Consider the following 26853-nt stretch of genomic DNA (forward strand, 5'->3'; position numbering starts at 1 on the left):
GGCCTCTCGGCCGCGACAGCATCAACGTGTCAGACGGTCCGCCTCTGGCGTCATGCCGTTGCGGACCCAAGAGCCGATCGCGCCCCACGCGGTCGTGCCCCGAAACAGCGAGGAAGAGCCGTCGCATGACCCGCAAGCCCACCCGTCAGCCGCGTCACGGCACGCCCGAGGCACCCGCCGGAGAGGCGACGCGGCAGCCGCCTGTCGCGAGCCCGTCATCCGCACCGCCCGAAAGCCGCGAAAAGACGCGGGCGCACCCCCATGCGGCGCTTGATCGCAGCACCATGTCCAGCCTTGCCCGTCTGACCGGCGGGCTGTCGCCGCATGCGGTCTTCGATGCCTGGAGCGATTGGGCCATGCATCTGGCCCGTGCGCCGGGGCGTCAGCTGGAACTGGTCGAACGCGCGCAGGCCAACGCGATGACGTTGGGACAATACACGCTGGCGCGGATGCTCGGCCATGCACCGGACCAGCCCTTCACGCCCGGAGCCCACGATACGCGCTGGCGGCATGAGGGCTGGCAAAAGCCGCCATTCGCGCTGTGGCAGCAGCAGTTCCTGGCGACCCAGGATTGGTGGGATGCCGCCACCTCGGATCTGCGCGGGTTGCGCGGGCAGAACGCGGACCGCACCGGGTTCATGATCCGTCAGCTTCTGGACACCGTGTCGCCGGCGAATTTCCCGGCGAGCAACCCGGAGATCCTTGAACGGACGCGGATCACCGGCGGGCGCAACCTGATCGACGGCGCGCTGCATTTCGCCGACGATGCGCGCCATATCCTGGCGCAGGAACACCGCCCCGTGCCAAAGGAATTCGCGCTTGGCGAGGTGCTTGCCTGCACGCCGGGCAAGGTGGTCTGGCGCAACGAACTGATGGAGCTGATCCAGTATGCGCCCGTCACGGACGCGGTACAGGCCGAACCGGTGCTGATCGTGCCGGCGTGGATCATGAAATACTATATCCTCGACCTGTCGCCGGAAAACTCCTTCATCCGGTGGCTGGTGGGGCAGGGGTATACCGTGTTCTGCCTGTCATGGCGAAACCCCGGCGCCGAACATGCCGAACTCTCGTTGGAGGATTACCGCAGGCACGGGATCATGCAGGCCCTCGACGTGATCAACGCCATCGTGCCGGGGCAAAAGGTGCATGCCAATGGCTATTGCCTTGGCGGTACGCTGCTTGGGATCGCGGCGGCGGCCATGGCGCAGGCACAGGATGACAGGCTGGCCTCGGTCACGCTGATGGCGGGGCAGGTGGATTTCGCCGAGGCCGGGGAATTGCTGCTGTTTCTCGATGAAAGCCAGGTCGCGTTTCTCGAAGACATGATGTGGTCGCAGGGCTATCTGGACCGGCCGCAGATGTCGCGGGCCTTTGCCGCGATCCGGTCCGAGGACCTGATCTGGTCGCGGGCCGTGCGGCGCTACTTTCTTGGAGAGCCTGACCTGCCCACCGATGTCACGGTCTGGGTGAATGACACGACCCGCATGCCGGCGCGGATGCACTCGCAATACCTGCGCGGGGTGTTCCTGGAAAACCGCATCTCGGCGGGACGGTTCGCGGTCGACGGGCGGGTGATCGCGCTCAAGGATATCGCGGTGCCGATCTTCGTGGTGGCGACCGAAAGCGATCACATCGCGCCGTGGCGGTCGGTCTACAAGACCGCGCTGTTCACCGATTGCGACATGCATTTCCTGCTGACCAAGGGGGGCCACAATGGCGGCATACTGTCAGAGCCGGGGCACAAGGGCCGACATTACCGGGTCGGACACCGCCCGGCCGGGGCGCATTACCGCGACCCCGAAACATGGCTTGCCGACCATGAACCGCGTGCGGGCTCGTGGTGGCCTGAATGGGCGCGCTGGCTGGAGGCCAATGGCAGCGGCGCGGTTCCGGCGCGGGTTCCCGGCAGCCACCCGGACTTCCCCGCGGTCGAGGACGCGCCGGGGCGCTACATTCACCAGGATTGACGGGGGCTGTCCTGCCACGGGCGGTCAAATGCGAAAGGGCCGCCCGTGGCGGCCCTTTGTCCGTTTTCCGATCGCGCCGGTGTCGGACATGGTGTAATCCGGATCTCCTCCGGACGTCAGATCCACGATCCGGATCGTCGCCGCGTCTGCGTGCACCGGTGCCAAGGCGATAACCGCCCCGACGGTCAGTGCGGCGACGCTTGCGCAGCGGGTTGTTTCGTATCGATCTGCCATCGAAACCTCCTTTTGCTCGTGCAGTTGGTCACACTGCGGTGCAACGTCGCAGCCGCCGCCGAGGCCGGTCAACACCGCATCCCCCGGATCGGCGTGAATCGTTACTGTTTCCGCCAGGTAAACACACAATGTTTCAGGATCGGGAGGTCGGATAATTTCGACATGAAATTAATATGATATCGCTCTGAAATTAACGGCTTGCAGATACTTTCCGAGGCGATTCGGTTTCGAGACCATCCCTAGAAGGTGAGTCGCAACAGCCACAGAGACGTGGCTCGACAGACCTCATCGATCAGGCAAAAGGGGTATGTCGGCCTGCCGTCCCAAGCAGTGTATAAAAAGCGCATAATATGTATTATGTAAAGTATAAGCCAGTATCGCACCATTGCGCACGCACGCCTGACGCGACTCTCGACACATGACGGCAAAGCCGGTTAAATGCCTGTCGGAGGACCGTACCGCATGCCATCCATCCTTGTTCTCAACGGCCCGAACCTGAACCTGCTGGGCACCCGGCAGCCAGACGTCTATGGGCGCACCACGCTTGCCGACATCGAGGCCATGTGCCGTGCGCATGCCACGGCACATGACGTGCGTGTCGCGTTCGAGCAAAGCAATCACGAAGGCGCGTTGATTGATGCCATCCATGCCGCGCGCGGACGGCATGACGGGATCATCCTCAATGCCGGTGCCTATACGCATACCTCGCTGGCGCTCATGGATGCGCTGAGCGCGGTCGAGATCCCGACGATCGAGCTGCATCTGTCGAATATCCACGCCCGCGAGGACGTCCGGCACGTGTCGCATATCGCGCGTGTCGCGGTCGGTGTGATCTGCGGGTTCGGCGCGCATGGATATATTCTTGCGCTGGATGCGATGCGCGCGCATCTGGATCCTGCAGGATGATAGACCCGCGCCAGATCAACGCGTTGCTCAACGTGACGACGATTGAGGAACTTTGGGACATTCACACGCGCAACATGGCAAAGTTCGGCTTTGACCGGCTTCTCTATGGATGCACGCGCTTTCGTACAGCAACGTCGCTGGGCGATCCGGATGATTTCGTGGTCCTGTCCAATCATGACCGCGATTATATCGACACGTTCATTGCGGACCGTCTGTACATGCATGCGCCGATGCTGCGATGGGCGCTGGAAAACGATGGCGCGTGTTCGTGGTCCGTTCTTGATGCGCGCGCCCAACGTGATGATTTCACACCGGCAGAGCGCAAGGTGCTGGACTTCAATCACGCGCATGCTGTCACCGCCGGCTATTCGATCAGCTTCAAGTCGTTGCGTCCCCGCATGAAGGCCGCGATCGCGCTGACGGCCCGACCGGGGCTGACACAGGAACAGGTCGATGCCGGTTGGGCGCGGGACGGTGACACGATCCTGGCGCTGAACAACCTTGCGCATCTGTGCATCCAGTCCCTGCCCTACGAGCCGCCCAAGCGCAGCCTGACGGGTCGCCAGCGTGAGGTGCTTACCTGGGTCGGCGACGGCAAGACGGTGCAGGATATCGCGCTGTTGATGGGCTTGACCCATGCCACGGTGGAAAAGCACATGCGCCTTGCGCGCAAGGCGCTTTACGTGGAAACCACTGCGCAGGCGGTCCTCAAGGCCTCGTTCCAGAACCAGATCTTTTTCGTGGACTGAAACCGTCCCGCCCCGGTCATGCCCTTTGCGCGTCATTCGGGGTACGGAATCCCTGACTTTATTTACCTAAGGTAAAGGTGCATGATTTGAATGTTCCGTGAGTGAGGGTTTTGAAGCCTGGAACACAAGGGACGATGGCCAGCCCATGATTTCGGGGGTCATCTCTCTTCCGGTCGATCCGGATGCCGGTCGCTTGCCCTTATAGATCAGGGTCGGCGACCGGCCCTTAAAGGGTGTCGTTCTTCCCCAGACGCGATTGGCCCGACGCGGTGCCAGCGGTCCCCACGGCTGGCACCGCGTTACTGAGCCGTTCTGTTGGCAAGGATGTGCATGCGGCGATCCGGACAGACATACTGACCCTGCAGGGGGTCGCGACACGGTTCCTCGATCACGCGCGTGGCCAGCCAGAGAGCCACGACGGCAAAGACAGCACCGCCCGCGACCTGTCCGGCCAGTACCCCCGGCGCACCCCAGATCGCCCCGAATGCCAGCACGAAGGGCCATGTGCCGACCGTGTGCCGTGCCCAGTTCACGCCCGTCGAATAGGCCGGACGCCCAAGGTTGTTGAACGTCGCGTTGGCCACGAAGATCGCGCCGTTGAAGAACGCCCCGAGCGCCATCGGCCCGCAATAAAGATACAGCAGCGCGCGCATGTCGTCATCGGCCCCGAACAGGTCTGCAATCGGTGCGCGCAGCAGATAAAGCAGCGCCGACATCGCCAGCACGTAAAGCCCGAGAAAGCGCAGCCCCTCGACAAAGGTCTCCTGCACACGGTCCATGCGCCCTGCCCCGAAATTCTGTCCGAGGATCGGCCCGATCGCCCCGGACATCGACAGCACCACCGCGAAGACCACAGGCACCATGCGGTTGATGACCGCCATCGCGGCCACCGCATCGGTGCCGTATTTCGCCATTTCCCGCATCACGATCGCGGTTCCCAGCGGTGTGGCCACCGTCCCGAGAACCGCAGGCACGGCGATCGCCGACGCCGCCCTGAAATCGCGCAGGACGCACTTCGCGCGGGGCCGTGCGAACGCCCTGTAGCGTGCCAGCGCGAACCCGAGCGCGACGATCACCGTCGCCGCCCGCGCCGCGACGGTGGCAAGCGCCGCACCCTCGATCCCCAGCCCGACCGAGAATATCAGGATCGGGTCAAGGATCAGGTTGACCCCCGCGCCGATGAGGGCCGGGTACATCGCCGCGCGCGCGTCGCCATAGGCCCGCAGCACCGCGACCGCCACCATCGACAGGCCCGACAGGAAGGTGCTTGGCACGATGATCCAAAGATACCCCGCCGCCAGGTCCACCGCGGCGCCGGAGGCCCCGACAAGCGCCAGAAGATGCTCGATGACAGGCAGCGTCAGCAGTGGAAGGGCCAGCCCGATCCCCACCGCGATGACGGCGGCCGTGGTGGCATAATCGCGCGCCTGCGCACGATCCCCGGCGCCTTCGGCCCGCGACACCAACGCACCCGCGGCAATCGACAGCCCGATATTCATCGCACTTGCAAAGAACATCAGCGTGCTCGCATAGCCCGCCGCCGCTGCCAGTTCCTCTCGACTCAGCATGGAAATGAACACGATATCAATGAGATCAACGGCAAAGATCGCCATCAGTCCGACGCTGGACATGAAGGACATGACCGACACGTGCCGAAACAGGTTGCCTTCGGTAAAACTGCCTGCGGCGGTCGTCAGGGACATGTCACACTCCTTCAACACAACTGACACGTCATCTAACCGGCCCGCGCTCGTGCACAAGGTCGCCGGTATCAACAGGTTGTGTGCGGAAATGCTCAGCCGCGCGCCGAGACCAGGTGCACCAGCCGCGCGCCGGTCTCGTAGTACAGCGTCCTCAGCTTTGCCAGACGCTCGTGATGCGTCTCGACCACGGGCACGGGCAGATCGTCCTGCCGACCTGTGATCAGCGCGCGCGCCGCCGCGCGACCGAAGACCGTGCCCGGACCTATGCCGCGCCCGGAATAGCCGTAGACCGCATAGCCCTGCGGCCCGGTTGGTGATCCCAGTCGCTGGATGCGCGGCAGATGATCGTCCGTCATCGCGATGCGCCCGGCCCAGGCATGCGGCACCGAGGTGCCCCGCAGCCGCGGGAAAAGCCGGGCCAGCTTGCGTTCGGCCCAGTTCGCATGTGTGGTGGCGGCACTGCCCATGCCGCCAAGGATGATCCGGCCCGCCGCGTCGCGCCGCAGCGCCGTCATCACAAGCCCGGTGTCCCAGCAGCCTTCGCCCCCCGCGAGGATATCGCGTGCGATGTTGTCGCCCAACGGCTCTGTCGCAAGCTGGAAAAACTGCACCACCGGCAGATCGGGCAGCCGCAGCGGCGGTGCGGGGGCGTGATAGGCATTCGTCGCCATCAACAACCGGTCGGCACGCAGCACGCCCTCCGGCGTGGCGATCCGCCAGTGATCACCGTCTCGTGCGACCGTGGTGACGGGGCTGTGTTCATGCAGGTGCGCGCCTTTGGCCACGGCCGCACGCGCCAGGCCGCGCGCGTAGGCCAGCGGTTGGATCGTGCCCGCGCGCGGATCGAACAACGCGCCGTGAAACGCGTCCGTCCCGGTGCGCGCCGCGACCTCGCCGGCATCCAGCAGGCGCACGGGCGCGCCACGCGCGCGCATCTGGTCCTGCCGGTCGCGCAATTGGCCGACGCCGCTGTCGGCATGTGCCAGGTGCAACGTGCCGTTGCGCGTGGGTTCACAAGCGATTCCGTGTTCGGCGATCAGCGAAAACACAAGATCCGGGGCGGCGGCCAGAACCGCGTTCAGATGTGCGCCCGCTGTGTCCCCAAGCCGTCTGCACAGATCGTCGGGTGGCAGCCACAGGCCGGCATTGACCAGCCCGACGTTGCGGCCCGACCCGCCATGCCCGACCGTCTCGGCCTCCAGCAGGGTGACGTTGGCCCCCTGCCCCGCGGCCTCCAGCGCCGCCGAAAGACCGGTGTACCCCCCGCCGACGATAGCAAGGTCGGCGTCCCGCGTGCCCCGGAACGGGGTGGCGTCAAAGGTCTCGGCGGCGCTGTCGCGCCAAAGCGGGGCAAACGCGCCGTTCATTCACGGTGCGGCGGCATCTGACCGCTGTCGGGCACGGGCTTGCGCGCCATGGCCGGCTTTCAGAAAAACGCCTGAAGGCCGGTCTGCGCCCGCCCCAGGATCAGCGCGTGGACATCATGCGTGCCCTCGTAGGTATTGACCGTTTCCAGGTTCACCATGTGGCGCATCACCTGATATTCCTCGGATATCCCGTTGCCGCCATGCATGTCACGGGCGTGGCGCGCGATGGTCAGCGCCTTGCCGCAATTGTTGCGCTTGATGAGGCTGATCATCTCGGGCGCGGCGTTGGCATCGTCCATCAGCCGGCCGACGCGCAACGCGGCCTGAAGCCCGAGCGCGATCTCGGTCTGCATGTCCGCCAATTTGAGCTGGAAAAGCTGCGTCTGTGCCAGCGGCTTGTCAAACTGCTTGCGGTCCAGCCCGTATTGCCGCGCCGCGTGCCAGCAGAACTCGGCGGCGCCCATGACGCCCCATGCAATGCCGTAGCGGGCGCGGTTGAGACATCCGAACGGCCCCTTGAGGCCCTGCACATTCGGCAGGATCGCAGACTCGGGCACCTCGACACCGTCCATCACGATCTCGCCGGTGACCGAGGCGCGCAGCGAAAGCTTGCCGCCCACCTTGGGCGCGCTGAGACCGGGCATGCCCTTGTCGAGGATGAAACCGCGGATTTTGCCGTCATGCGCCTCGGACTTGGCCCAGATGATGAACACATCCGCGATCGGGCTGTTGGAGATCCACATCTTGGATCCGGTGATGCGGTAGCCGGTATCGGTGCGGACCGCGCGGGTCTTCATGCCCGCCGGATCGCTGCCGGCATCGGGTTCGGTCAGCCCGAAACAGCCGATCAGCTCGCCCGAGGCCAGCCCCGGCAGGTAGGCGCGCCGCTGTTCTTCGGTTCCGTAGGCATAGATCGGATACATCACCAGCGAGGATTGCACGCTCATCATCGAGCGGTAGCCCGAATCGACGCGCTCGATCTCGCGCGCGACAAGGCCGTAGCTGACATAATTAGAACCGAGCCCGCCATATTCCTCGGGGATGGTGGTGCCCAGAAGGCCCATCTGCCCCATTTCGCGGAACAGTTCCGGCACCACCTTTTCCTCGCGATAGGCGTCGATGACGCGCGGTTGCAGGCTGTCCTGGGCGAAGCTGCGCGCGCTGTCGGCGATCATGCGCTCTTCCTCGGTCAGCTGGTCGCTCAGCCGGAACGGATCCTCCCAGTCGAAACTATCAAGATTCGGGGCATCCTTGGCTCGCAGCGTCGGGGTATTGGCGTTCATGGCTGTGTCCTTGCTCAGTTCCGTTTTCGCGACTCTACACGCATGACGCAGCGGGGTGAAGCGCCCTGGTGTGTCGCATGATCGTATCAGTCGGCATCGGTGCCCGTGTCCGTCGGGGTCGAGAGGACGGCCGAAACGGGGGCAAGGGCCACGGACCGCGCCCCGCCGCGCCCCGACCATAGCGACAGGGCCTGCAGCGTATCGGCGCGCAGGCGGCCCACGACGATCACGCCCTGTTGCCGGTCCGCCGCGGCCGCGGCCTGATTCAGGCTGTCCTCGATGGTGGACACGTCCTGTCCCTCGTCATCAAGATCATCATGCAGAACCGCCACGGGGCTTGCCGCGTAGGTCGAGGGCCGTGGTGCGGCGCGTGTCACGACGCCATGCCCGGTGCGTGCCAAGAGTGTGGTCGCGTCAGGCAGGGGCAGACCGCCCGCCGCGCCTTCGAGTAGCGCGACGGCCTGCGGCACCCGGTCAAGGCCGTCGCGCAAAGCCGCGGTCGTCTCTGCCGCTGAGGTATCCCGCGGCAAATCAACGCGCAGCAGCACCTCGAAGCCCGCGTCACGATAGCGCCGGGCCGCCGCATCCGCGCCGGACCAATCGGCATCCACCGCGATGCTCAGCGGGTAGGGAAAGCTGGTGAGCGTCTCAATCCGGACCGTGCCGGTGCCGTCCGCGATCAGAACGACCGCCATCAGCGGCTTGTTGCGGGGATTGGCGAAGGCGGTCGCGTTGCGCCGAAACGCGGGCGCGTCGGGCGCGGAGCCGCCGACCTGCGGGGCCGCGTCGGGCGGCTCCGCGCCCGGCCTGCCGGGCTGTTCCGGCGTATCAGCGGACGGACTGCCGCCGCCCGTTCGGGGGGCGTCGGGGGCGCGTGCCGGGCCCGTGGACGAGATCGGGGCGTCATCCGGCGCGGCGGGGCGGCCGCTGTCGCCGTCCGGCGCGGGGACCGGGCCAAGCGCGTCCGCATCGCCCGTCTCGGGTGCCGTGGCCGGGGTCGTGTCGGTTTCGGCCAGCGGCGCGGAACCGTCCAGCGCGGGCGGCGTCAAGGATTGCGGATCGCCCGCATCGGGGCGCGTCTCCGGTGTGGGCAGCGTCGCCGCGCGATCCTCGCGCCGCGGATCGAACCCCGAACCGGGCGTCACCTCGACCGTATCGACCCGTGGCGCGTCATCTTCCGGCCCGGAAAGCAGCACAGAGGCCACCCCGAGGACCAGCGTCGAGACGACCGTGCCCGTCACTATCCCTGCGAGAAATCCGCGTACCACGTCCGGCCTCCTGTCCCGCCTGTTCGTCCGTTTTGCCCTTGTCTGGGGCGTAGCGCCCCTTGACGGTGACGCGCAAGCCTGAACATGTGTAGCGCGACCGGGCCCGAACCCTCCAGCCCCTAGCAGAGGACAGGCGCACATGCTGCTCTTGATCGACAACTATGACAGCTTCACCTACAATCTTGTCCATTACGTGGGCGAATTGGGGGCGGACTGCCGCGTCTTTCGCAACGACGCAATCGACGTGCAGGCAGCGATGGCGCTGCGCCCCGCCGGGATTCTTCTGTCTCCGGGGCCGTGCGATCCGGACCAGGCCGGTATCTGCCTGCCCTTGACGCTGGCGGCTGCCGAGGCCGGGATCCCGCTTCTGGGCGTGTGCCTGGGACATCAGGCGATCGGGCAGGCCTTTGGCGGGCGCGTCATCCGCCATTCCGAGATCGTGCACGGCAAGATGGGCCAGATCCGGCACACCGCGCAGGGCGTCTTCGCAGGCCTGCCCTCGCCGTTCGAGGCGACGCGCTATCATTCGCTGGTGGTCGAGCGCGCCAGCCTGCCCGACTGTCTGGAGATCACCGCGGATCTGGCCGACGGCACGATCATGGGCTTGCAACACCGCGACCTGCCGATCCACGGCGTGCAGTTCCACCCTGAATCCATCGCCTCGCAGCACGGGCACACGCTGCTAAAGAATTTTCTCGACCTGATGCAGGTCCCGGCATGAGCGAGATCCTCAAACCGCTGATCGGGGCCGCTGCCGACCGGTCCCTGACCCGCGCCGAGGCCGAAGAGGCGTTCGTGATCCTGTTCGACGGCGCGGCGACGCCGGCGCAGGTCGGCGGGCTGCTGATGGCGCTGCGCACGCGCGGCGAAACGGTGGACGAGTTCGCCGCCGCTGCCGCCGTGATGCGCGCCAAGTGCAACCGGGTGCGCGCGCCCGAGGGCGCGATGGACATCGTCGGCACCGGCGGCGACGGCAAGGGAACGCTCAACATCTCGACTGCCGCGGCCTTCGTGGTCGCGGGCGCCGGTGTGCCGGTGGCCAAGCACGGCAACCGCAACCTGTCGTCGCGGTCCGGGGCCGCGGATGCCCTGACACAGATGGGCATCAACGTCATGGTCGGCGCCGACGTGGTCGAACGCGCGCTGGTCGAGGTGGGCATCGCCTTCATGATGGCGCCGATGCACCATCCCGCCATGGCGCATGTCGGCCCGGCGCGCGCCGAACTGGGCACGCGCACCATATTCAACATCCTTGGACCGCTGACCAATCCGGCCGGGGTCAAGCGCCAGCTGACCGGCGCGTTCTCGCGCGCGCTGATCCGGCCGATGGCCGAAACACTGGGTCAGCTGGGATCAGAGCGCGCGTGGCTGGTGCACGGATCGGACGGCACCGACGAGCTGACGATCACCGGCACATCCTGGGTCGCGGCGCTGGAAGAGGACGGCGCGGTGCGCGAGGTCGAACTGCACCCAGAGGATTTCGGCCTGCCGGTGCATCCGTTCGAGGCGATCCTGGGCGGCACCCCGGCCGAGAACGGGGGGGCGCTGCGGGCCCTTCTGGAGGGGGCTCCGGGGGCGTATCGCGACGCGGTCCTGATGAACGCCGCGGCGGCCCTGACCGTGGCAGGGCGCGTGGACGATCTGCGTGCCGGGGTCGCGATGGCCGCCGAAAGTATTGATTCCGGTGCGGCCCGGGCCAAGATAACCGCACTGGCAACCCTGACATCGGAGGTCGCATGACCACGCCAAGCATCCTTGACACGATCAAGGCCTACAAGCTCGAAGAAATCGCCGCCGCCAAGGCCGAGCGGTCGCAGGACGCGATCGAGGGCGACGCCGCGGACGCGCCGCGCGTCCGACCGTTCGCAGAGGCGCTCTTGCAGGCCAGCAAGACAGGCTACGGCCTGATCGCCGAAATCAAGAAGGCAAGTCCGTCCAAGGGACTGATCCGCGCAGATTTCGATCCCGCGGCCCTCGCGGTCGCCTATGAGGAGGGCGGCGCGGCCTGTCTGTCGGTGCTGACCGACGGGCCCAGTTTTCAGGGCGCACCAGAGCATCTGTCCGAGGCCCGCGCAGCCTGCGATCTGCCGGTGCTGCGCAAGGATTTCATGTTCGACCCCTATCAGGTGGCCGAGGCGCGGGCGTGGGGGGCCGATTGCATCCTCATCATCATGGCCGCGGTGTCGGACGCACAGGCCATCGAACTGGAAGAGGCCGCGATCCGCTGGGGCATGGACACGCTGATCGAGGTACATGACCGCGACGATCTCGAACGCGCGGATGCGCTCAAATCGACGATGATCGGCGTCAACAATCGCGATCTGCACACGTTCGAGACATCGCTGGACGTGACGCGCAAACTGTCGAAATTCGTGGCCCCCGACGGGCTGATCGTCAGCGAGAGCGGTCTGGCAACACCGCAGGACCTTGCCGATATCGCCCGTTATGGGACCCGCGCCTTTCTGATCGGCGAAACCCTGATGCGCGCCGAGGACGTCGCGGTGGCCACGCGAACCCTGCTGGCGGGCCCGATGACCTCGAGCAGCCGGTGATGAGCGGGCTGACGCATTTCGACGCGCAGGGCCATGCCCATATGGTCGATGTCACGGGCAAGGATGTCACCGCGCGCGAGGCCGTGACCGAGGGTCATGTCACCATGGAGCGCGCCACGTTCGATCTGATTTCGGACGGGCGCGCCAAGAAGGGTGACGTGCTGTCGGTGGCGCGGTTAGCGGGCATCATGGGGGCCAAGAAGACCCCGGACCTGATCCCGCTATGCCATCCGCTGCCGGTCACCAAGGTGGCGGTGGACCTGACGCTTGATCCCGACCTGCCCGGCATCCGGATCGAGGCCCGCGTCCGGACCACCGGTCAGACCGGCGTCGAGATGGAGGCGCTGACGGCGGTGTCCGTGGCGGCGCTGACAGTCTATGACATGGTAAAGGCCGTGGACCGCGCCATGCAGATCGGCGGTATCCGCGTGATCCTGAAGGATGGCGGAAAATCGGGACGTTACGAGGCGCAATGATTTCGGTATCGGATGCGCTTGAACGGCTGTTCGCGCTTGTCGCGACGCTTGATGTCGAGCCGGTGCCGCTGGTCGAGGCATCGGGCCGGGTGCTGGCGCACGACGTGGCTGCGACCCGCGATCAGCCGCCCTTTGCCGCGTCGGCGATGGATGGTTACGCGATCCGTGATGACGCCGCCGCACCCGGTGCGCGGTTCGCCGTGATCGGCGAGGCCGCGGCGGGGCACGGGTTCGGCGGCGCCGTCCGCGACGGCGAGGCGGTACGGATCTTCACCGGCGCCCCGCTGCCTGCAGGCACGGACCGCGTCGTGATGCAGGAGGACGTGACCGTCGACGGCGCGTGGATTACCCTGTCGCAGTCACTTGACCCCAAGGATCACGTCCGGCCGGCGGGCAGCGACTTTCGGGTAGGCGACACCCTGTCCGCCCCGCGCGTGCTGCGCCCTGCGGACGTGGCACTTATGGCGGCGATGAACGTCGCCCTCGTGCCGGTGCGGCGCAAACCCGAGGTCGCGCTGATCGCCACCGGAGACGAGCTTGTGATGCCGGGCGATGATCCGGGCCCCGACCAGATCATCGCCTCCAACAGTTTCGGCCTCAAGGCGTTGCTGGAAGAGGCCGGCGCACATGTGCGCCTGCTGCCCATTGCGCGCGACAGTGTCGTATCGCTGAGCACCGCGTTCGATTTGGCGCGCGGGGCCGATCTGATCGTCACCATCGGCGGGGCCTCGGTGGGCGATCACGATCTGGTCGGGCGGGTTGCTGGCGATCTTGGGATGGACCGTGCCTTTTACAAGGTGGCGATGCGCCCCGGCAAGCCGCTGATGGCGGGGCGGATGGGCGATGCGGCGATGGTGGGCCTGCCCGGCAACCCGGTCTCCGCGATGGTCTGCGGGCATGTCTTTGTCGCGCCGATGATCCGCGTCATGCAGGGGCTGCCGGCCGCCCCTGCCCTGCGCAACCGCGCGCGTCTGGCCGCGCCGCTGGAGGCCAACGGCCCGCGCGAGCATTACATGCGCGCACGCCTGACGCCCGAGGGTCTGGTGGCCGAGACGCGGCAGGACAGCGCGCTTCTGGGGGTTCTGGCGCAAGCCGACGCGCTGTTGGTGCGCGCGCCGAATGACCCGGCGCGCGACGCGGGCGACACGGTCGACTACCTGCCGATCTGACGGCGCGTTCCCCAGCTTTACTCGCCCGCCGTACGGCTTATCCTGTTGCATATTGATCCAGACTGGAGCGTGTTCCATGCAACTGACAGTCAACGGCACCGCGCATCGCCTCGACGAGATCGAGCCCGAAATGCCGCTTTTGTGGGTGCTTCGGGATGTTCTGAACATCAAGGGGCCGAAATACGGTTGCGGCATCGCGCAATGCGGCGTCTGCACGGTGCATGTGGATGGCCGGGCCGTGCGGTCGTGCCAGATCCCCGTGGGCGACGTCTGGGGCCCGGTGACCACGATCGAGGGATTGGGCACGCCCGATGCGCCGCATCCCGTGCAGACCGCGTGGATCGAGATGCAGGTGGCGCAATGCGGGTACTGCCAGTCAGGCCAGATCATGCAGGCCGCCAGCCTTCTGGCCGAGACGCCCGACCCCAAGGATGACGAGATCGATGACGCCATGTCTGGCAACCTGTGCCGCTGCGGCACCTATCCGCGCGTCCGTGCGGCGGTGAAGGCGGCCGCGCGCGCCTTGCGCGAGGAGACCTGAGATGGGACGTGCAAGAACAATCGCGCGGCGCACGTTCCTGATCGGGTCGGCCGCTATTGCCGGCGGCGTGGCCTTCGGCGTCTGGCGGTTTCACACACCCCATGCCAACCCGCTACTGGACGATCTGCCCAAGGGCGCGGCGGCGCTGACACCTTACGTGCTGATCACCGCCCGTGCGATCACGCTGATCACCCCGCGCGCTGATAGCGGACAGGGTGCCGTGTCGGTGCAGGCCGCGCTGATCGCCGAGGAACTGGACGTGGATCTGGATCAGGTCGAGACCGATCCCGGCACGCCCAGCCCTGCCTACTGGAACACTGCGCTGTCGTCGGACGCGGTGCCGTTCCGCGCCACCAATGACGGCTGGCTGGCCGAAGCGGCGCGCGATCTCGCGGATGCGCCGATGAAGTTTCTCGGGATGCAGGTGACCGGCGGCTCGACCACGGTCCCCGACGGCTACGAGAAATTGCGCCGCGCCGGGGCCGTGGCGCGCGAGACGCTGAAGGCCGCCGCTGCCAATGTGCACGGGGTCGCGGCGCGCGATCTGCGCACCGAACGCGGCGCGGTAATCCTGCCCGATGGCACGCGCGCAAGCTACCAAAGCCTTGCCCAAGCGGCCGCCGAAACCGACCCGGTGACCGATGTCGTCCTGCGCGGGCCGAACGCATGGCGGCTGCTTGGCAAGCCGATGCAGCGCATCGACATGGTGGCGAAATCCACCGGCACACAAGACTACGGCATCGACGTGACGCTGCCGGACATGCTGCATGCCGCGATCCGCCTCAACCCCGCGCGGGGGGCGGCACTGCGCGGCTACGACGCGACCGATGCCCGTGCGATGCGCGGCGTGGAGCGGATCGTCGAGATTCCGGGCGGCGTGGCGGTGGTCGCCGACAATAGCTGGCGCGCGATGCGGGCAGCCAACGCCATAACCTGCGACTGGGCCCCTGCCCCCTACCCCGCCGAGATGGACGGACACTGGCAGGCGCTGAGCGCCAGCTTCACCGAAGACGCGCAAGACAGCCGATGGCGCGATGCGGGTGACGTGGACACCGCGCTTGACGGTGGCGCGGATGTCGAGGTCGAATACCGCGCGCCCTACCTCGCCCACGCCCCGCTGGAGCCGCTGAACGCCACCGTCCGCTACACCCCCGACCGCACAGATATCTGGACCGGCACGCAGGTGCCACGATTCGTGCAGCAGAACGCGGCGGCGATCACCGGGCAGGACGCGGGCGCGGTCCATGTGCACGCGCAGATGATCGGCGGCAGTTTCGGGCACCGTCTCGAGGACAACGTCAGCCGCCACGCCACCCGGATCGCGATGGCGATACCCGGACGCCCCGTCAAGCTGACCTATGCGCGCGAAGAGGACATGACGCAGGATTTCCCCCGGCAGATCGCGATGGCGCGCGGGCGGGGTCGCGTGGCGGACGGCCGGGTGCAGGCCTATGATCTGGGCATCGCCATGCCCTCGGTGCTGACTTCGCAGATGGGCCGGCAGGGCATCCCGGCTGCGGGACCGGATTTGCAGATCGTCGCCGGGGCCTGGGATCAGCCCTTCGCGATCCCGCATTACCGGGTCACCGGCTACCGCGCGCCGGATCTCGGGCCGATCTCGTCCTGGCGCGCCGTAGGGGCGTCCACGAACGGGTTCTTCCACGATTGCCTGCTCGATGAGCTGATCCATGCGGCGGGCGCCGATCCGCTGGTCGAACGGCTGCGCCTGTGCGATCACGACGCCTCGCGCGCGGTGCTGGACGCCGTGGGCGAGATGTCGAACTGGGGCAGCCCACTGGGCCAGAATCAGGGACGCGGCGTTGCGTTCTGCCTGTCCTACGGGGTGCCCTGCGCGCAGGTGATCGAGGTGACCGCGACCCGCAACGGTATCCGGCTCGACCGGGTGGCGGTGGCCGCCGATGTGGGCCGCGTGCTCGATCCGGTGAATTTCGAAGGGCTGGTCCAGGGCGGCGTGATCTTCGGGCTGGGCCATGCGATGAATTGCGCCATCACCTACGCGAACGGCGCGGCAGAGCAGGCGAATTTCGACACCTATCCGGGCATGCGCCTGTATCAATGCCCCCAGATCGCCGTGCGAGGGCTCGAAACCGGCGATACCGTGCGTGGCATCGGGGAACCCCCCGTGCCCCCCGCACCGGCCGCCCTCGCGAACGCCATCTTCGCCGTAACCGGAACGCGGCTGCGCGAAATGCCCTTCGATCGTGCGGTCGCCTTCGTCTGACGTCGTCAGGCGGCACGACGCAGACACCGCATACCGCGGCGTAACCTGCTGTAAACGATCGCTTCGGCCGGCATGAAAAGATTGACACCGCGATCGAACATAAGTAGAACATAGAAAATTGGATCTCAGGGCGAAGCGCGATGTTGACAAAAAAGCAGATGGATCTTCTGGCGTTCATCAACACACGGGTCCAGCAAACCGGTGTGCCGCCAAGCTTTGACGAGATGAAGGACGCGCTCGACCTGCGATCGAAATCGGGCATCCACCGTCTCATCACCGCGCTGGAAGAGCGCGGGTTCATCCGGCGTCTGGCGCACCGTGCGCGCGCTCTCGAAGTCCTCAAGCTGCCTGACAGCTTGCAGGGCGAGGCCGGCCGCGGCTTTACCCCGCGCGTGATCGAAGGGGATCGCGCCGCGCCCCCGAAACCCGCCAACGCACGGCCGGTCGAGACCGGTGGCGCGGTGGAGGTGCCGATGATGGGTCGGATTGCCGCCGGTGTCCCGATTGAGGCGATCGCGCATGCCAGCCATAACGTCACCGTGCCCGGCGGCATGGTATCGGGCGCGGGCGAACATTATGCGCTTGAGGTCAAGGGCGATTCGATGATCGATGCCGGTATCAACGACGGCGACGTGGTGATCATCCGCGAGACCGCGACCGCCGATAACGGGGATATCGTCGTGGCATTGATCCGCGACGAAGAGGCGACGCTGAAACGCTTTTTCCGCAAGGGCAACGCGGTTGCCCTCGAGGCTGCCAACCCGGCCTATGAAACCCGCATGCTGCCGGGCGATCAGGTGAAGGTGCAAGGCCGCCTCGTCGGGCTTATTCGCAGCTACTGAGCACTCCACAGACGGATGCCCGCGATATCGCGGGCCGTCACCATGCGCACACCGTTATCCGTCGCGTAAAGGGCGATCGACCCGGTGTCGCGCAGACGCGCAGGGGTCAGGACGGTACAAGGCAGGTTCGCGACCCGGCCCTCGGGTGGGGCGGCATTCAGGACCACCCATTCACCGGCGGCACAGTCCGTCAGGGCCGCGGCGGCGCGGGCGCCGCCAAGAACGCGCACCGGGATGGCATCGGGGGGCCGTGTGGTCCACCGGGTCGCGGCCTCGATCTGCAACGCGGCGTCGCCATCGTTTTCCAGCCAGATACCGGCGACAAAGCCCCCGCCGCGCGGCTTGTTGAGCGCACGCCCCCCGTCTGTCATGACACCCACCAGCGCGCCGGTGTCGTCGATCAGCACATCGGGACGCGCGGACTGAACCCACAGCAGCAGCGACAGCGCCACCGGCACGAGGCCCGCAGCCGCGCCCATCCCTGCCACAGCACAAGGAAAAGCGCCCCGAGGGCCATCATCGGCAGCACTGTCGGGCCAGGGGTCGGCACCGTGCCGCGCGCGCCCTCCAGTCCCGCGACCCAATGCGCGATCCACAGGATTGCGGCGAGACCGCGCCCCATCACCCACAGCGGCAGCGCGTCCAGGCCCAATGGCATCAGCAGCGCCGACATGACCGCCGCAGGCATCACCAGAAGTCCCATCAGCGGCACACTGGGCAGGTTGGCCACCAGCCCGTAATGCGACCAGAGATTGAAATGCGCCGCCGCCAGCGGTGCCGTTGCCAGCCCCGCAACGACAGAGGTGATGACCACCGCCGAGACCGGGCGCAACCAGCGCGGGCCCATAGGCAGCCCCGCGTCCCGGATCAGCCCGTATACCCCGACCAGCGCCGTGGTGGCCGCGAACGACATCTGAAAGCCGGGCCCCAGCAGGGCCTCGGGCTGCCAGACCAGCAGGATCGTCGCCGCCAGCGCGACCGAGCGCAGGCTGATCGCCCTACGGTCCAGCATCACGGCCACCAGCACCACCGCGGCCATGACGAAGGCGCGCTCGGTCGCGACGTTGCCCCCCGACAGCCCGAGATACCCGGCCGCGACCACCAGCGCCAACGCCGCCGACAGCTTCTTGGCCGGCAGCCGCAGACCAATCGTGGGAACCGCAGCCAGGATCAGCCGGAAGGCCGCGAACACGAACCCCACCAGCAGCCCCATATGCAGCCCGGAAATGGCCAGCAGATGTGCAAGGTTGGTGGTGCGCAAGACGTCCAGCGTCGGACGATCCATGCCCGAGCGATCGCCGGCCATGATCGCCGCGGCAAACGCCCCCTCTTCGCCCGGCAGACGGGTCTGAACATGGCGCGACAACGCCATGCGCGCGCGAGACAGGGTCTGGCGGCCCTCGGCCTCGGCAATGGTCAGTGCCGGGATGCGCGTGTAACTGACCGCACCGATGCCCTGAAACCATGCGTGCCGGCGAAAGTCGAAGCCGCCCGGTTCGACCGGGCCGCCGGGTGGCAAAAGATGCGCCGTCATCATAACGCGCAAGCCGGGGCGTGGCGTGATGACCTCGTGCTTGCCGTGCAAAGACACACGCACCCGCCGCGGTACACGGTCCGGGTCGACGCGCGCCAGCACCACCCGGTCGAGCGTCAGCCGCACCGCATCCGAGGCCGACCGGTCGATCGCAACGATCCGCCCCTCGACCGGACCGTAATAGCGCCAGTCAAGGACAGGCCCGGCGACAAGATGCGCGCGCAACCCCGCCAGTGCGAAACCGGCGATCACGAGCGCGGCGACCCAAAGGAGCGGCCCGCCCCAGTCGCGCCCTCGCCATGCCGCCACAGCAAGAACGACAGCGCCGCCGCCGCAGGCCCAAAGCAGGGCGACCGACGGCTCGACCCGCAACGAGAAATAGAGGCCGATCCCGCAGGCCAGCAGCACGGGCACCCACACGAAGAGATGGCTGCGCTGCATCAGCCAGCCGTCCACGATCACCTGCCAGACGCGCGCCACTTGTGTCCCCCCCGACGGGCCGGTAAATACCCCCGATAGTTGCCCGTTCATCATTACCGAAAGGTTAATCCGCCCCATGGCCAGCCAAGTCGTGACCCGTTTTGCCCCGTCGCCGACAGGATTCCTGCATATCGGGGGCGCGCGCACGGCGTTGTTCAACTGGTTGTATGCGCGCGGGCGGGGCGGCCAGTTCCTGCTCAGGATCGAGGATACGGATCACGCGCGCTCGACGCCCGAGGCGACGAAGGCAATCCTTGACGGGCTGGCATGGCTGGGCCTTGACCATGACGGCGATGCGGTCAGCCAGGCGGCACGGGCGGACCGGCATCGCGAGGTGGCGCAACAGCTTCTCGAAAGCGGCCAGGCCTACAAGTGCTTTTCGACCAAGGACGAAATCGACACGTTCCGCGACACGGCCCGGGCCGAGGGTCGCTCGACACTGTTTCGCAGTCCCTGGCGGGATGCGACGCCCGACCAGCATCCCGTGGATCTGGATTACGTGATCCGCATCAAGGCCCCGCGCGACGGCGCCGTGGTGATCCCGGACGCAGTGCAGGGCGAGGTCGTTATCCGGGGCGATCAACTGGATGACATGATCCTGTTGCGCGGCGATGGCAGCCCTGTTTACATGTTGGCCGTGGCGGTGGACGATCACGACATGGGGGTGACGCATGTGATCCGGGGCGACGACCACCTCAACAACGCGGCCCGCCAGATGTTGATCTATCAGGCCATGGGCTGGCCCGTACCTGTTTACGCGCATATCCCGCTGATTCACGGGCCGGATGGCAAGAAGCTCAGCAAACGGCACGGTGCGCTCGGGGTCGACGAGTATCGCCGCATGGGCTACCCGGCGGAGGGCATGCGCAACTACCTTGCGCGGCTGGGATGGAGCCATGGCGACGACGAGGTCTTTACCGATGCGCAGGCAAAGGCGTGGTTCGACCTGCCCGGCATCGGAAAATCCCCTGCGCGGCTGGACTTCAAGAAACTGGACAACACGTGTGGCCAGCACATCGCGATGATGGATGATGCCGCGTTGCGGCATGAAGTGCAGGCATTTCTGGCGGCGACCGATCAGTCGCCGTTGGAGGAAAGCAAGGCGGCGCTGTTGGAGTCCGGGATGTACTGCCTGAAGGAACGTGCCAAGACCTTTCCGGAACTTCTTGATAAGGCTGCGTTTATTCTGGCTGACCGTCCGATTTCCCCCGAGCCGAAAGCGGCTGTGCAACTTGACGATGTATCCCGTAGTATACTGGGAGAATTGACGCCGCAGTTGCAAAATGCTACATGGACGCGTCACGGGATCGAGGGGGTCATGAACCAGTTTACCGACGCTCATGACATGAAATTCGGCAAGCTTGCCGGACCGTTGCGCGCCGCACTTGCCGGGCGCAGCGCCACGCCAAGCGTGTTCGACATGATGCTGGTGCTCGGGCGCACCGAGAGCATCGCCCGGCTCGACGACGCCGCCAGCGGGGGACCCGATCCCTTGTAACGGCCCATTTTATCCGGCCCGCGGTCTGTGATCCGCACGAAGGGCACCGAAAGGGAGGACCCCTATGTCAGACGACAAAAGAGCCGCAAGGCTGGAGATCGACGGCAAAAGCTACGATCTGCCGATCTATTCGCCCACGGCCGGTCCCGACGTGATCGACATCCGCAAGCTGTACGGGACGGCCGGGGTTTTCACCTACGATCCCGGTTTCACCTCGACGGCGAGCTGTGACAGCACCATTACCTTCATCGATGGTGACAAGGGCGAATTGCTGCATCGTGGGTATCCGATCGACCAGTTGGCCGAGAAATCGCATTTTCTCGAGGTCTGCTACCTGTTGCTGTACGGCGAGTTGCCCTCGCCCGCGCAGCTGGAGGATTTCGAGACGCGCGTGACCAACCACACCATGCTGCACGAGCAGATGGTGTATTTCTTCCGTGGTTTCCGCCGGGACGCACACCCGATGGCGATCATGGTGGGTGTCGTCGGCGCGATGTCGGCCTTCTATCATGACAGCACCGATATCAGCGATCCGTGGCAGCGCGAGGTTGCCTCGATCCGGATGATCGCCAAGATGCCGACGATTGCCGCGTGGGCCTACAAGTATTCCATCGGGCAGCCCTTCGTCTATCCGCGCAATGACATCGATTACGCGTCGAATTTCCTGCGCATGTGCTTCGCCGTTCCGGCCGAGGATTATCAGGTCAACCCGATCCTCGCCCGCGCGATGGACCGGATCTTCACTCTGCATGCTGATCACGAACAGAACGCCTCGACCTCGACGGTGCGGCTGGCATCCAGTTCGGGTGCCAACCCGTTCGCCTGCATCGCGGCCGGGATTGCCTGTCTCTGGGGTCCTGCGCATGGTGGGGCCAATCAGGCCTGTCTGGAAATGCTGCGCGAGATCGGCACGCCCGATCAGATCCCCGAATACATCGCGCGCGCCAAGGACAAGGACGATCCGTTCCGCCTGATGGGCTTCGGGCACCGGGTCTACAAGAACTTCGATCCGCGCGCAAAGGTGATGAAGCAGTCCGCCGACGAGGTGCTGGAGCTTCTGGGTGTCGAGGACAACCCGACGTTGCAGGTGGCCAAGGAACTGGAAAAGCAGGCCCTTGCGGACCCCTATTTTACCGATAAGAAGCTGTTCCCGAACGTGGATTTCTATTCCGGGATCATTCTCGAAGCGATGGGATTCCCGACCTCGATGTTCACGCCGATCTTCGCGGTCAGCCGCACCATCGGCTGGATCTCGCAGTGGAAGGAGATGATCACCGATCCACAGCTCAAGATCGGGCGCCCGCGGCAACTGTATCAGGGCGTGACGTTGCGCGATTACGTCGATATCGAGAACCGTTGAGCAATCTCGACTGACCGCTTGTCATGAAAAGGCCCGCATCATGCGGGCCTTTTTCGTACGGGATGCGGCATGGCGGTGCAAAAGATCATCATCGCCCTTCGAAATGCGGGGGCCGTTTTTCAAGGAACGACACCACTCCTTCCTTGAAGTCGCGACTTTGGCCACACGCGCCTTGAAGTTGAGCCTCAAGATCGAGTTGCCGTTCCAGAGAGTTGTCCCATGTCGCGCGGATCGCGTGTTTGGCCGCCTTGTAGGTTTGTGTTGGCCCCTTGGCGAGCTGTGCTGCGCGGGCCTGCCACTGTTCGACGAATGCATCGTCATCGACGGCCTCCCAGATCATGCCCCAGTCGCTGGCCTGGCGGGCGCTGATCGGCTCGGCGAACAATGCGGCGCCCATGGCCTTGGCCATGCCCATCTGACGCGGCAGCATCCACGTGCCCCCCGCATCGGGGATCAGCCCGATTCGGGCGAAGGCCTGCAGGAAATAGGCGCTGTCAGTGGCGATCACCACATCCGCGGCCAGCGCGAGGTTGGCGCCCGCCCCGGCGGCCGGCCCGTTGACCGCACTGATGGTCGGCACCGGACAGTCGGTGATCGCGCGCAGCATCGGCACGTATTCCTCGCGCAGGACGCGTTCCAGATCGAGGGTGGCGGCATTTCCGCCATCGCCAAGATCCTGCCCCGAACAGAACGCCTTGCCCTCGCCGGTGATCACGACGACGCGCGTTTCGCGTCCGGCGTGTGTCACGGCGTCGGTGATTTCGGCCCGCATCTGGCGGTTCAGCGCGTTCATGCGGTCGGGCCGGTTCAGTCGCACGATCGCGACGTCATCGACTTGGTCCAGGGTGATGGTCTGATACTCTTTCAACGGATTCGATGCCTCCTGTCAATTCGGGCATCAAACCGCATCATCACGCCCAGGCCAAGGACGACGGGGCGTCAGTCCTTCAGGATATCGCGCAAACGATGCTCTTCCGCCTCGCTGAGCCGATCCACCTCGTCCTCCGGTGCCTTGGACCGGCCGCGAAGGTAGACCCATGCCATCAGCAGACCTGCCCCCAGCATGAGCGGTCCCGCCAGCCACAGCAGCAGGTTGGAGCCGCCCGTGCGTGGATTCAGCAGCACGTATTCGCCATACCGGTCGACGATGAAATCGACGACTTCCGCGTTGGTGTCGCCAGCCACCAGCCGTTCGCGCACAAGGATGCGCATGTCGCTGGCTAGATCGGCATTCGAGTCGTCGATGCTTTCGTTGCGGCACACGAGGCACCGCAGCCCGGAGGAAATGTCGCGCGCGCGCTCTTCCAGCACCGGGTCGTCCAGCATCTCGTCGGGCTGAACCGCGAAAACCGGCGCCGCCAGAAGGCACAAGATCATGACAAGGCGTCTCATTCCGCCGGAACCTCTGGCGCGGGTCCGACAGACTGAGACGTGTTACGCGTCCCGGCCGCCACGCGGTAGCGACGGTCGCTAAGGGACAGTGCACCCCCGAAGGCCATCAGGAGCGTGCCACCCCAGATCCAGTTCGCCAGCGGCTTGTAATAAGTGCGCACGGCCCAGCCACCATTGTCCTGCGGATCACCGATCACGACGTAGATATCCCGCAGGAAGCCGTTGTTCAGGGCAGCCTCTGTCGTCGGCATCTGCGCCACCGGATAGTTGCGCTTTTCGGGCTGCATCTGTCCGATCTCGGTCCCGTCTTGGCTCAGCGTGAAATCGGCAACAGTCGCGATGTAATTCGGTCCCTCTTGCCGGCTGACATCATCAAGGCGCAACGTGTGACCCGCGATTTCCATCTCTTCACCGATCTGCATGACGCGGATATCTTCCTGTTCCCATGCGACCATTGCGGCGATGCCGGCCATGGTGACGCCCAGACCGCCATGCGCAAAGGCTTTGCCCCAGTCGGCGCGCGGCAGCCGCGCAAGGCGCGCGACCCGGCCCGATCCACGCCCGGTGCGCGACCAGATATCGACCATCGCCCCGCCGATCAGCCACGCCCCGAGAAACAGCCCGACAGGCCCAACCGCCGATCGCCCCGTCTGCATCGCCCAAGCCAACGTGCCGATCGCGACAGCCAGAATGAAGACCGGCGTCAGCTTGCGGATCACGCGCCCCACGGTCGCGCGCTTCCAAGACATCATCGCCCCGATCGGCAGCACGAGACCAAGAACCACCATGAACGGCGTGAAGGCGGCATCGAAGAAGGGCGCGCCGACCGACAGCTTGCGGTCGAACACCATCTCGGCGATCAGTGGCCAGATCGTGCCGATGAACACCACGAAACACGACACGGCCAGTAGAATGTTGTTGAGAACCAGCGCGGATTCCCGGCTGACCATGCCGAAGACACCCCGTGCCTGCATGACGTTCGCGCGCGCTGCAAAAAGGGTCAGCGCGCCGACCATGAAGACCGCGAGAATGCCAAGCAGGAAGACACCCCGCTCGGGATCGGTGGCGAACGCGTGAACGCTGGTCAGCACGCCCGAGCGCGTTATGAACGCGCCCACCATCGAGAACCCGAACGCGATGATCGCCAGAAGGATCGTCCAGCTTTTGAGGGACTCGCGCTTTTCCACGACGATCGCCGAATGCAGCAAGGCCGCGGCAATAAGCCAAGGCATGAAGCTGGCATTCTCCACGGGATCCCAGAACCAGAAGCCGCCCCAGCCCAGCTCGTAATACGCCCACCATGACCCAAGGCCGATCCCGATGGTCAGGAAAATCCACGCCGCCAGCGTGTAAGGACGCACCCATCGACCCCAGGCCGCATCAACCCGGCCCTCGATCAGGGCCGCGACCGCGAAAGAGAACGTCATCGAGAGCCCGACATACCCGAGATAGAGGAACGGCGGATGGAACGCGAGACCGGGGTCTTGCAGCAACGGATTGAGATCTTGGCCGTTGAAGGGCGGCGACGGCATGCGCAGGAACGGGTTCGACGTGAAGAGGATGAAGGCAAAGAACGCCACTCCGATCATTGCCTGAACGCTCAGCACCCGCGCACGCAGCGACGGCGGAAGATTCGACCCAAACCACGCGACCGCGCCACCGAACAGGGTCACGATCAGCACCCATAGCAGCATCGAGCCTTCATGATTGCCCCAGACACCGGTGATCTTGTAAAGCATCGGTTTGTCGGTGTGGCTGTTCAGGGTCACCAGCCGCAGCGAGAAATCCGACGTCACGAACGCCCATGTCAGCGCGGCAAACGCGACGGCGGTCAGCACGAATTGCAGCGTCGCCGCCGGATCGGCCACGGCCATCCAACCGGGCCAGCGCTTGTGCGCCCCGACGAGCGGGACGATCGCCTGTGCGATGGCCGTCAGAAAGGCAAGGATCAGGGCGAAGTGACCGAGTTCTGTAATCATGCGACAGACATAGCGTAGTACGCGTTGCACGCCAATACCAAACGGCGTCGCCGTAAGTTCACATTGTCGCGGTCCCGCGACGCCAGTCCCGTAACGCGGGGTTCTCGGCCGGTTCCATCGCGGCCAGTGTCAGGCTTGCATCGGTGTCGGTCGTTGCAACATTCGGACTGTCGGCGCGTCGCGCGCGCAGTTCCGACACGGTGTTCATCACCTGCGGAACCCGCGCGAGGGTCGTCGCGACAGAGCGTTGAAACTCCTGCCCCTTTACCTGGTAGCGCGCGCCGAAATAGAAGCTGACGACCGCCCCCAGCAGCCACCAGAGCGGTTCGGGCACCAGCGCCAGCCCGGCCATCCGTTCGCCGAACCAAACCGGATCGACCATTGCCGCGACGAAAAGCCCCAGCGTGCCAAGCGCCATCGCCGGGCGCGGAATACGGTTCAGCCCGTCAATGATGCGGTCGAACGGTCCGCGATCCGTTTGACGGAACTCGTCCGCCATCTGTTCGAGTGCCGCGCGCTGCACCTTGACGTCACGCGCGTCGGCGGCCTCGGCATTGACACGAAACACTTCTGCCGTCTCGCGGATCACGTTGCCGCCACCGCCGAACAGCGCCCGTAGAATATCCATCACCATGCCGAGACCCTTTCGTTGAATGCGCATTGATCGAGGTGATAGCGCTGCGAGATGAACTCTTCCGCGCGCCGGATCCAGCCCCCCTTGCCCCCTGCCCGGCTGCGCGCGTACTTGCGGCTGGCAGGTCGCGCATCCGCAAGCGCGAAGTAATAATTACGCCGAGCGATGCCGTACGCGTCGGCGATGTGATCCGGGGCACTGCGTGTCGCCCGCGCCGCGGCCGCCGCCGTCTGCGGGCCGATAACGCCATCGACATCTATGGCCTCGCCCATGTCGCGCAGCAGCCGTTGCAGGATCTTCACGGCGTTGGCGCCCGCGTTCACATACATGTCGAAAACGCTGGGGCGCAGCACTTTGGGAAGATGCGCGATTCCGGGGCGGTCATGGTAATGCTCTATGAAGATCCGCACCGCCTGTGCCCGGCTGATGGCGCGTACATCGGATACGTCCACATCCCCGTCACCGTCGAGGTCCAGCCCCAGCCGCCGCATCGTGTGGATCGTGACACCGTATTTGGTGGCACCGCCCGGGTCGTCCGGATCGTCGACGAACCCCCCTTCGCGTGCCACTATGTCTGCCGCGATTGCCTTGACATTCTGCATCTGCCCGTCCCGCCATGCTGCCTGATCCATGCAGACACTCTGGCGGGGTCAAGGTTAACCCGTTTCTGCCACGGC

The 26853-nt window shown here is 65.8% G+C and carries 23 protein-coding genes and 1 pseudogene; 13 read left to right on the forward strand and 11 right to left on the reverse strand.

Going from position 1 to position 26853, the window contains the following annotated elements; all coding sequences use genetic code 11:
- Window positions 1-125 precede the first annotated feature (125 nt).
- Entirely contained in the window at window positions 126-1967 is a 1842-nt protein-coding gene (locus ACROSR_RS05710; protein WP_432682955.1) for a PHA/PHB synthase family protein, read from the forward strand.
- 24 nt (window positions 1968-1991) lie between these two features.
- Here ACROSR_RS05710 and ACROSR_RS05715 read toward each other — a convergent pair whose 3' ends face one another.
- Window positions 1992-2273 carry a hypothetical protein gene (locus ACROSR_RS05715; protein ID WP_432682957.1) on the reverse strand — a complete coding sequence of 94 codons (282 nt, stop codon included), beginning with the start codon at window positions 2271-2273 and terminating at the stop codon, window positions 1992-1994.
- A 390-nt stretch (window positions 2274-2663) separates the two neighbouring features.
- On the opposite strand from ACROSR_RS05715, the gene aroQ reads away from it, so the two are divergent.
- Together aroQ and ACROSR_RS05725 are read left to right on the forward strand one after the other, a co-directional pair.
- Window positions 2664-3107, forward strand: a complete 444-nt coding sequence (aroQ, locus tag ACROSR_RS05720) for a type II 3-dehydroquinate dehydratase (protein WP_432682959.1) — start codon at window positions 2664-2666, stop codon at window positions 3105-3107.
- A complete protein-coding gene (locus ACROSR_RS05725; RefSeq protein WP_432682961.1) occupies window positions 3104-3856 on the forward strand; it encodes a LuxR family transcriptional regulator in 753 nt (250 codons plus the stop codon). Before aroQ ends, ACROSR_RS05725 begins: the two co-directional genes overlap by 4 nt.
- Window positions 3857-4155: 299 nt before the next feature.
- Here ACROSR_RS05725 and ACROSR_RS05730 read toward each other — a convergent pair whose 3' ends face one another.
- From ACROSR_RS05730 to ACROSR_RS05745, 4 genes are all read right to left on the reverse strand, one after another.
- Window positions 4156-5559 (reverse strand): MATE family efflux transporter, encoded by a 1404-nt coding sequence (locus tag ACROSR_RS05730; RefSeq protein ID WP_432682963.1) that lies wholly within the window; start codon window positions 5557-5559, stop codon window positions 4156-4158.
- Between the two features lie 92 nt (window positions 5560-5651).
- The gene (locus ACROSR_RS05735) at window positions 5652-6926 is read right to left on the reverse strand and encodes an NAD(P)/FAD-dependent oxidoreductase (RefSeq protein WP_432682965.1); all 1275 of its coding nucleotides are present in this window, start codon (window positions 6924-6926) and stop codon (window positions 5652-5654) included.
- Window positions 6927-6985: 59 nt separating this feature from the next.
- Window positions 6986-8209: an acyl-CoA dehydrogenase gene (locus tag ACROSR_RS05740; protein ID WP_432682967.1), complete on the reverse strand. Its 1224-nt coding sequence runs from the start codon at window positions 8207-8209 to the stop codon at window positions 6986-6988.
- Window positions 8210-8295: 86 nt separating this feature from the next.
- Window positions 8296-9477 carry a divergent polysaccharide deacetylase family protein gene (locus ACROSR_RS05745; protein ID WP_432682969.1) on the reverse strand — a complete coding sequence of 394 codons (1182 nt, stop codon included), beginning with the start codon at window positions 9475-9477 and terminating at the stop codon, window positions 8296-8298.
- Window positions 9478-9616: 139 nt separating this feature from the next.
- Between ACROSR_RS05745 and ACROSR_RS05750 the strand changes: the two genes are divergently transcribed.
- The 8 genes from ACROSR_RS05750 (at window position 9617) to lexA (ending at window position 17299) form a co-directional block, all read left to right on the forward strand.
- Complete coding sequence (locus tag ACROSR_RS05750) at window positions 9617-10198, forward strand: anthranilate synthase component II (protein WP_432682971.1); 582 nt, start codon at window positions 9617-9619, stop codon at window positions 10196-10198.
- The gene (gene trpD / locus ACROSR_RS05755; protein WP_432682973.1) at window positions 10195-11217 is read left to right on the forward strand and encodes an anthranilate phosphoribosyltransferase; all 1023 of its coding nucleotides are present in this window, start codon (window positions 10195-10197) and stop codon (window positions 11215-11217) included. Before ACROSR_RS05750 ends, trpD begins: the two co-directional genes overlap by 4 nt.
- The gene (gene trpC / locus ACROSR_RS05760; RefSeq protein ID WP_432682975.1) at window positions 11214-12029 is read left to right on the forward strand and encodes an indole-3-glycerol phosphate synthase TrpC; all 816 of its coding nucleotides are present in this window, start codon (window positions 11214-11216) and stop codon (window positions 12027-12029) included. Before trpD ends, trpC begins: the two co-directional genes overlap by 4 nt.
- The gene (moaC, locus tag ACROSR_RS05765) at window positions 12029-12505 is read left to right on the forward strand and encodes a cyclic pyranopterin monophosphate synthase MoaC (RefSeq protein WP_432682977.1); all 477 of its coding nucleotides are present in this window, start codon (window positions 12029-12031) and stop codon (window positions 12503-12505) included. The genes trpC and moaC overlap by 1 nt, the downstream gene beginning before the upstream one ends.
- Window positions 12502-13674, forward strand: a complete 1173-nt coding sequence (locus ACROSR_RS05770; RefSeq protein ID WP_432682979.1) for a molybdopterin molybdotransferase MoeA — start codon at window positions 12502-12504, stop codon at window positions 13672-13674. Before moaC ends, ACROSR_RS05770 begins: the two co-directional genes overlap by 4 nt.
- A gap of 76 nt (window positions 13675-13750) precedes the next feature.
- Complete coding sequence (locus tag ACROSR_RS05775; protein ID WP_432682981.1) at window positions 13751-14215, forward strand: (2Fe-2S)-binding protein; 465 nt, start codon at window positions 13751-13753, stop codon at window positions 14213-14215.
- Window position 14216: 1 nt separating this feature from the next.
- On the forward strand, window positions 14217-16457 hold the full coding sequence (locus ACROSR_RS05780; protein WP_432682983.1) for a xanthine dehydrogenase family protein molybdopterin-binding subunit: 2241 nt from the start codon (window positions 14217-14219) through the stop codon (window positions 16455-16457).
- 140 nt (window positions 16458-16597) lie between these two features.
- Window positions 16598-17299: a transcriptional repressor LexA gene (gene lexA, locus ACROSR_RS05785; RefSeq protein ID WP_432682985.1), complete on the forward strand. Its 702-nt coding sequence runs from the start codon at window positions 16598-16600 to the stop codon at window positions 17297-17299.
- Here the strand turns inward: lexA and ACROSR_RS05790 are convergent.
- A pseudogene (locus ACROSR_RS05790) lies at window positions 17293-19274 on the reverse strand (ComEC/Rec2 family competence protein). The gene lexA and the pseudogene ACROSR_RS05790 overlap by 7 nt on opposite strands.
- A 115-nt stretch (window positions 19275-19389) precedes the next feature.
- Between ACROSR_RS05790 and gltX the strand changes: the two are divergent.
- Together gltX and gltA are read left to right on the forward strand one after the other, a co-directional pair.
- Window positions 19390-20811: a glutamate--tRNA ligase gene (gltX, locus tag ACROSR_RS05795; protein ID WP_432682987.1), complete on the forward strand. Its 1422-nt coding sequence runs from the start codon at window positions 19390-19392 to the stop codon at window positions 20809-20811.
- 64 nt (window positions 20812-20875) lie between these two features.
- The gene (gene gltA / locus ACROSR_RS05800; RefSeq protein ID WP_432682989.1) at window positions 20876-22171 is read left to right on the forward strand and encodes a citrate synthase; all 1296 of its coding nucleotides are present in this window, start codon (window positions 20876-20878) and stop codon (window positions 22169-22171) included.
- Between the two features lie 88 nt (window positions 22172-22259).
- On the opposite strand, the gene ACROSR_RS05805 is transcribed toward gltA, so the two are convergent.
- The 5 genes from ACROSR_RS05805 to ACROSR_RS05825 form a co-directional block, all read right to left on the reverse strand.
- Complete coding sequence (locus ACROSR_RS05805) at window positions 22260-23039, reverse strand: enoyl-CoA hydratase-related protein (protein ID WP_432682990.1); 780 nt, start codon at window positions 23037-23039, stop codon at window positions 22260-22262.
- Between the two features lie 71 nt (window positions 23040-23110).
- On the reverse strand, window positions 23111-23563 hold the full coding sequence (locus ACROSR_RS05810; protein WP_432682992.1) for a cytochrome c-type biogenesis protein: 453 nt from the start codon (window positions 23561-23563) through the stop codon (window positions 23111-23113).
- Complete coding sequence (locus tag ACROSR_RS05815) at window positions 23560-25542, reverse strand: heme lyase CcmF/NrfE family subunit (RefSeq protein WP_432682994.1); 1983 nt, start codon at window positions 25540-25542, stop codon at window positions 23560-23562. The genes ACROSR_RS05810 and ACROSR_RS05815 overlap by 4 nt, the downstream gene beginning before the upstream one ends.
- A gap of 58 nt (window positions 25543-25600) precedes the next feature.
- Window positions 25601-26176 carry a holin family protein gene (locus ACROSR_RS05820; RefSeq protein ID WP_432682996.1) on the reverse strand — a complete coding sequence of 192 codons (576 nt, stop codon included), beginning with the start codon at window positions 26174-26176 and terminating at the stop codon, window positions 25601-25603.
- Window positions 26170-26778: a holin-associated N-acetylmuramidase gene (locus ACROSR_RS05825; RefSeq protein WP_432683062.1), complete on the reverse strand. Its 609-nt coding sequence runs from the start codon at window positions 26776-26778 to the stop codon at window positions 26170-26172. The genes ACROSR_RS05820 and ACROSR_RS05825 overlap by 7 nt, the downstream gene beginning before the upstream one ends.
- Window positions 26779-26853: the final 75 nt, after the last annotated feature.

Source organism: Roseovarius tibetensis (assembly GCF_050896375.1).
Classification (GTDB): domain Bacteria; phylum Pseudomonadota; class Alphaproteobacteria; order Rhodobacterales; family Rhodobacteraceae; genus Roseovarius; species Roseovarius tibetensis.

Coding starts and splice junctions, on each gene's coding strand:
- ACROSR_RS05710 (WP_432682955.1), top strand. CDS start 126: ATGACCCGCAAGCCCACCCGTCAGCCGCGTCACGGCACGCCCGAGGCA.
- aroQ (WP_432682959.1), top strand. CDS start 2,664: ATGCCATCCATCCTTGTTCTCAACGGCCCGAACCTGAACCTGCTGGGC.
- ACROSR_RS05725 (WP_432682961.1), top strand. CDS start 3,104: ATGATAGACCCGCGCCAGATCAACGCGTTGCTCAACGTGACGACGATT.
- ACROSR_RS05730 (WP_432682963.1), bottom strand. CDS start 5,559: ATGTCCCTGACGACCGCCGCAGGCAGTTTTACCGAAGGCAACCTGTTT.
- ACROSR_RS05735 (WP_432682965.1), bottom strand. CDS start 6,926: ATGAACGGCGCGTTTGCCCCGCTTTGGCGCGACAGCGCCGCCGAGACC.
- ACROSR_RS05740 (WP_432682967.1), bottom strand. CDS start 8,209: ATGAACGCCAATACCCCGACGCTGCGAGCCAAGGATGCCCCGAATCTT.
- ACROSR_RS05750 (WP_432682971.1), top strand. CDS start 9,617: ATGCTGCTCTTGATCGACAACTATGACAGCTTCACCTACAATCTTGTC.
- trpD (WP_432682973.1), top strand. CDS start 10,195: ATGAGCGAGATCCTCAAACCGCTGATCGGGGCCGCTGCCGACCGGTCC.
- trpC (WP_432682975.1), top strand. CDS start 11,214: ATGACCACGCCAAGCATCCTTGACACGATCAAGGCCTACAAGCTCGAA.
- moaC (WP_432682977.1), top strand. CDS start 12,029: ATGAGCGGGCTGACGCATTTCGACGCGCAGGGCCATGCCCATATGGTC.
- ACROSR_RS05770 (WP_432682979.1), top strand. CDS start 12,502: ATGATTTCGGTATCGGATGCGCTTGAACGGCTGTTCGCGCTTGTCGCG.
- ACROSR_RS05775 (WP_432682981.1), top strand. CDS start 13,751: ATGCAACTGACAGTCAACGGCACCGCGCATCGCCTCGACGAGATCGAG.
- ACROSR_RS05780 (WP_432682983.1), top strand. CDS start 14,217: ATGGGACGTGCAAGAACAATCGCGCGGCGCACGTTCCTGATCGGGTCG.
- lexA (WP_432682985.1), top strand. CDS start 16,598: ATGTTGACAAAAAAGCAGATGGATCTTCTGGCGTTCATCAACACACGG.
- gltX (WP_432682987.1), top strand. CDS start 19,390: ATGGCCAGCCAAGTCGTGACCCGTTTTGCCCCGTCGCCGACAGGATTC.
- gltA (WP_432682989.1), top strand. CDS start 20,876: ATGTCAGACGACAAAAGAGCCGCAAGGCTGGAGATCGACGGCAAAAGC.
- ACROSR_RS05810 (WP_432682992.1), bottom strand. CDS start 23,563: ATGAGACGCCTTGTCATGATCTTGTGCCTTCTGGCGGCGCCGGTTTTC.
- ACROSR_RS05815 (WP_432682994.1), bottom strand. CDS start 25,542: ATGATTACAGAACTCGGTCACTTCGCCCTGATCCTTGCCTTTCTGACG.
- ACROSR_RS05820 (WP_432682996.1), bottom strand. CDS start 26,176: ATGGTGATGGATATTCTACGGGCGCTGTTCGGCGGTGGCGGCAACGTG.
- ACROSR_RS05825 (WP_432683062.1), bottom strand. CDS start 26,778: ATGCAGAATGTCAAGGCAATCGCGGCAGACATAGTGGCACGCGAAGGG.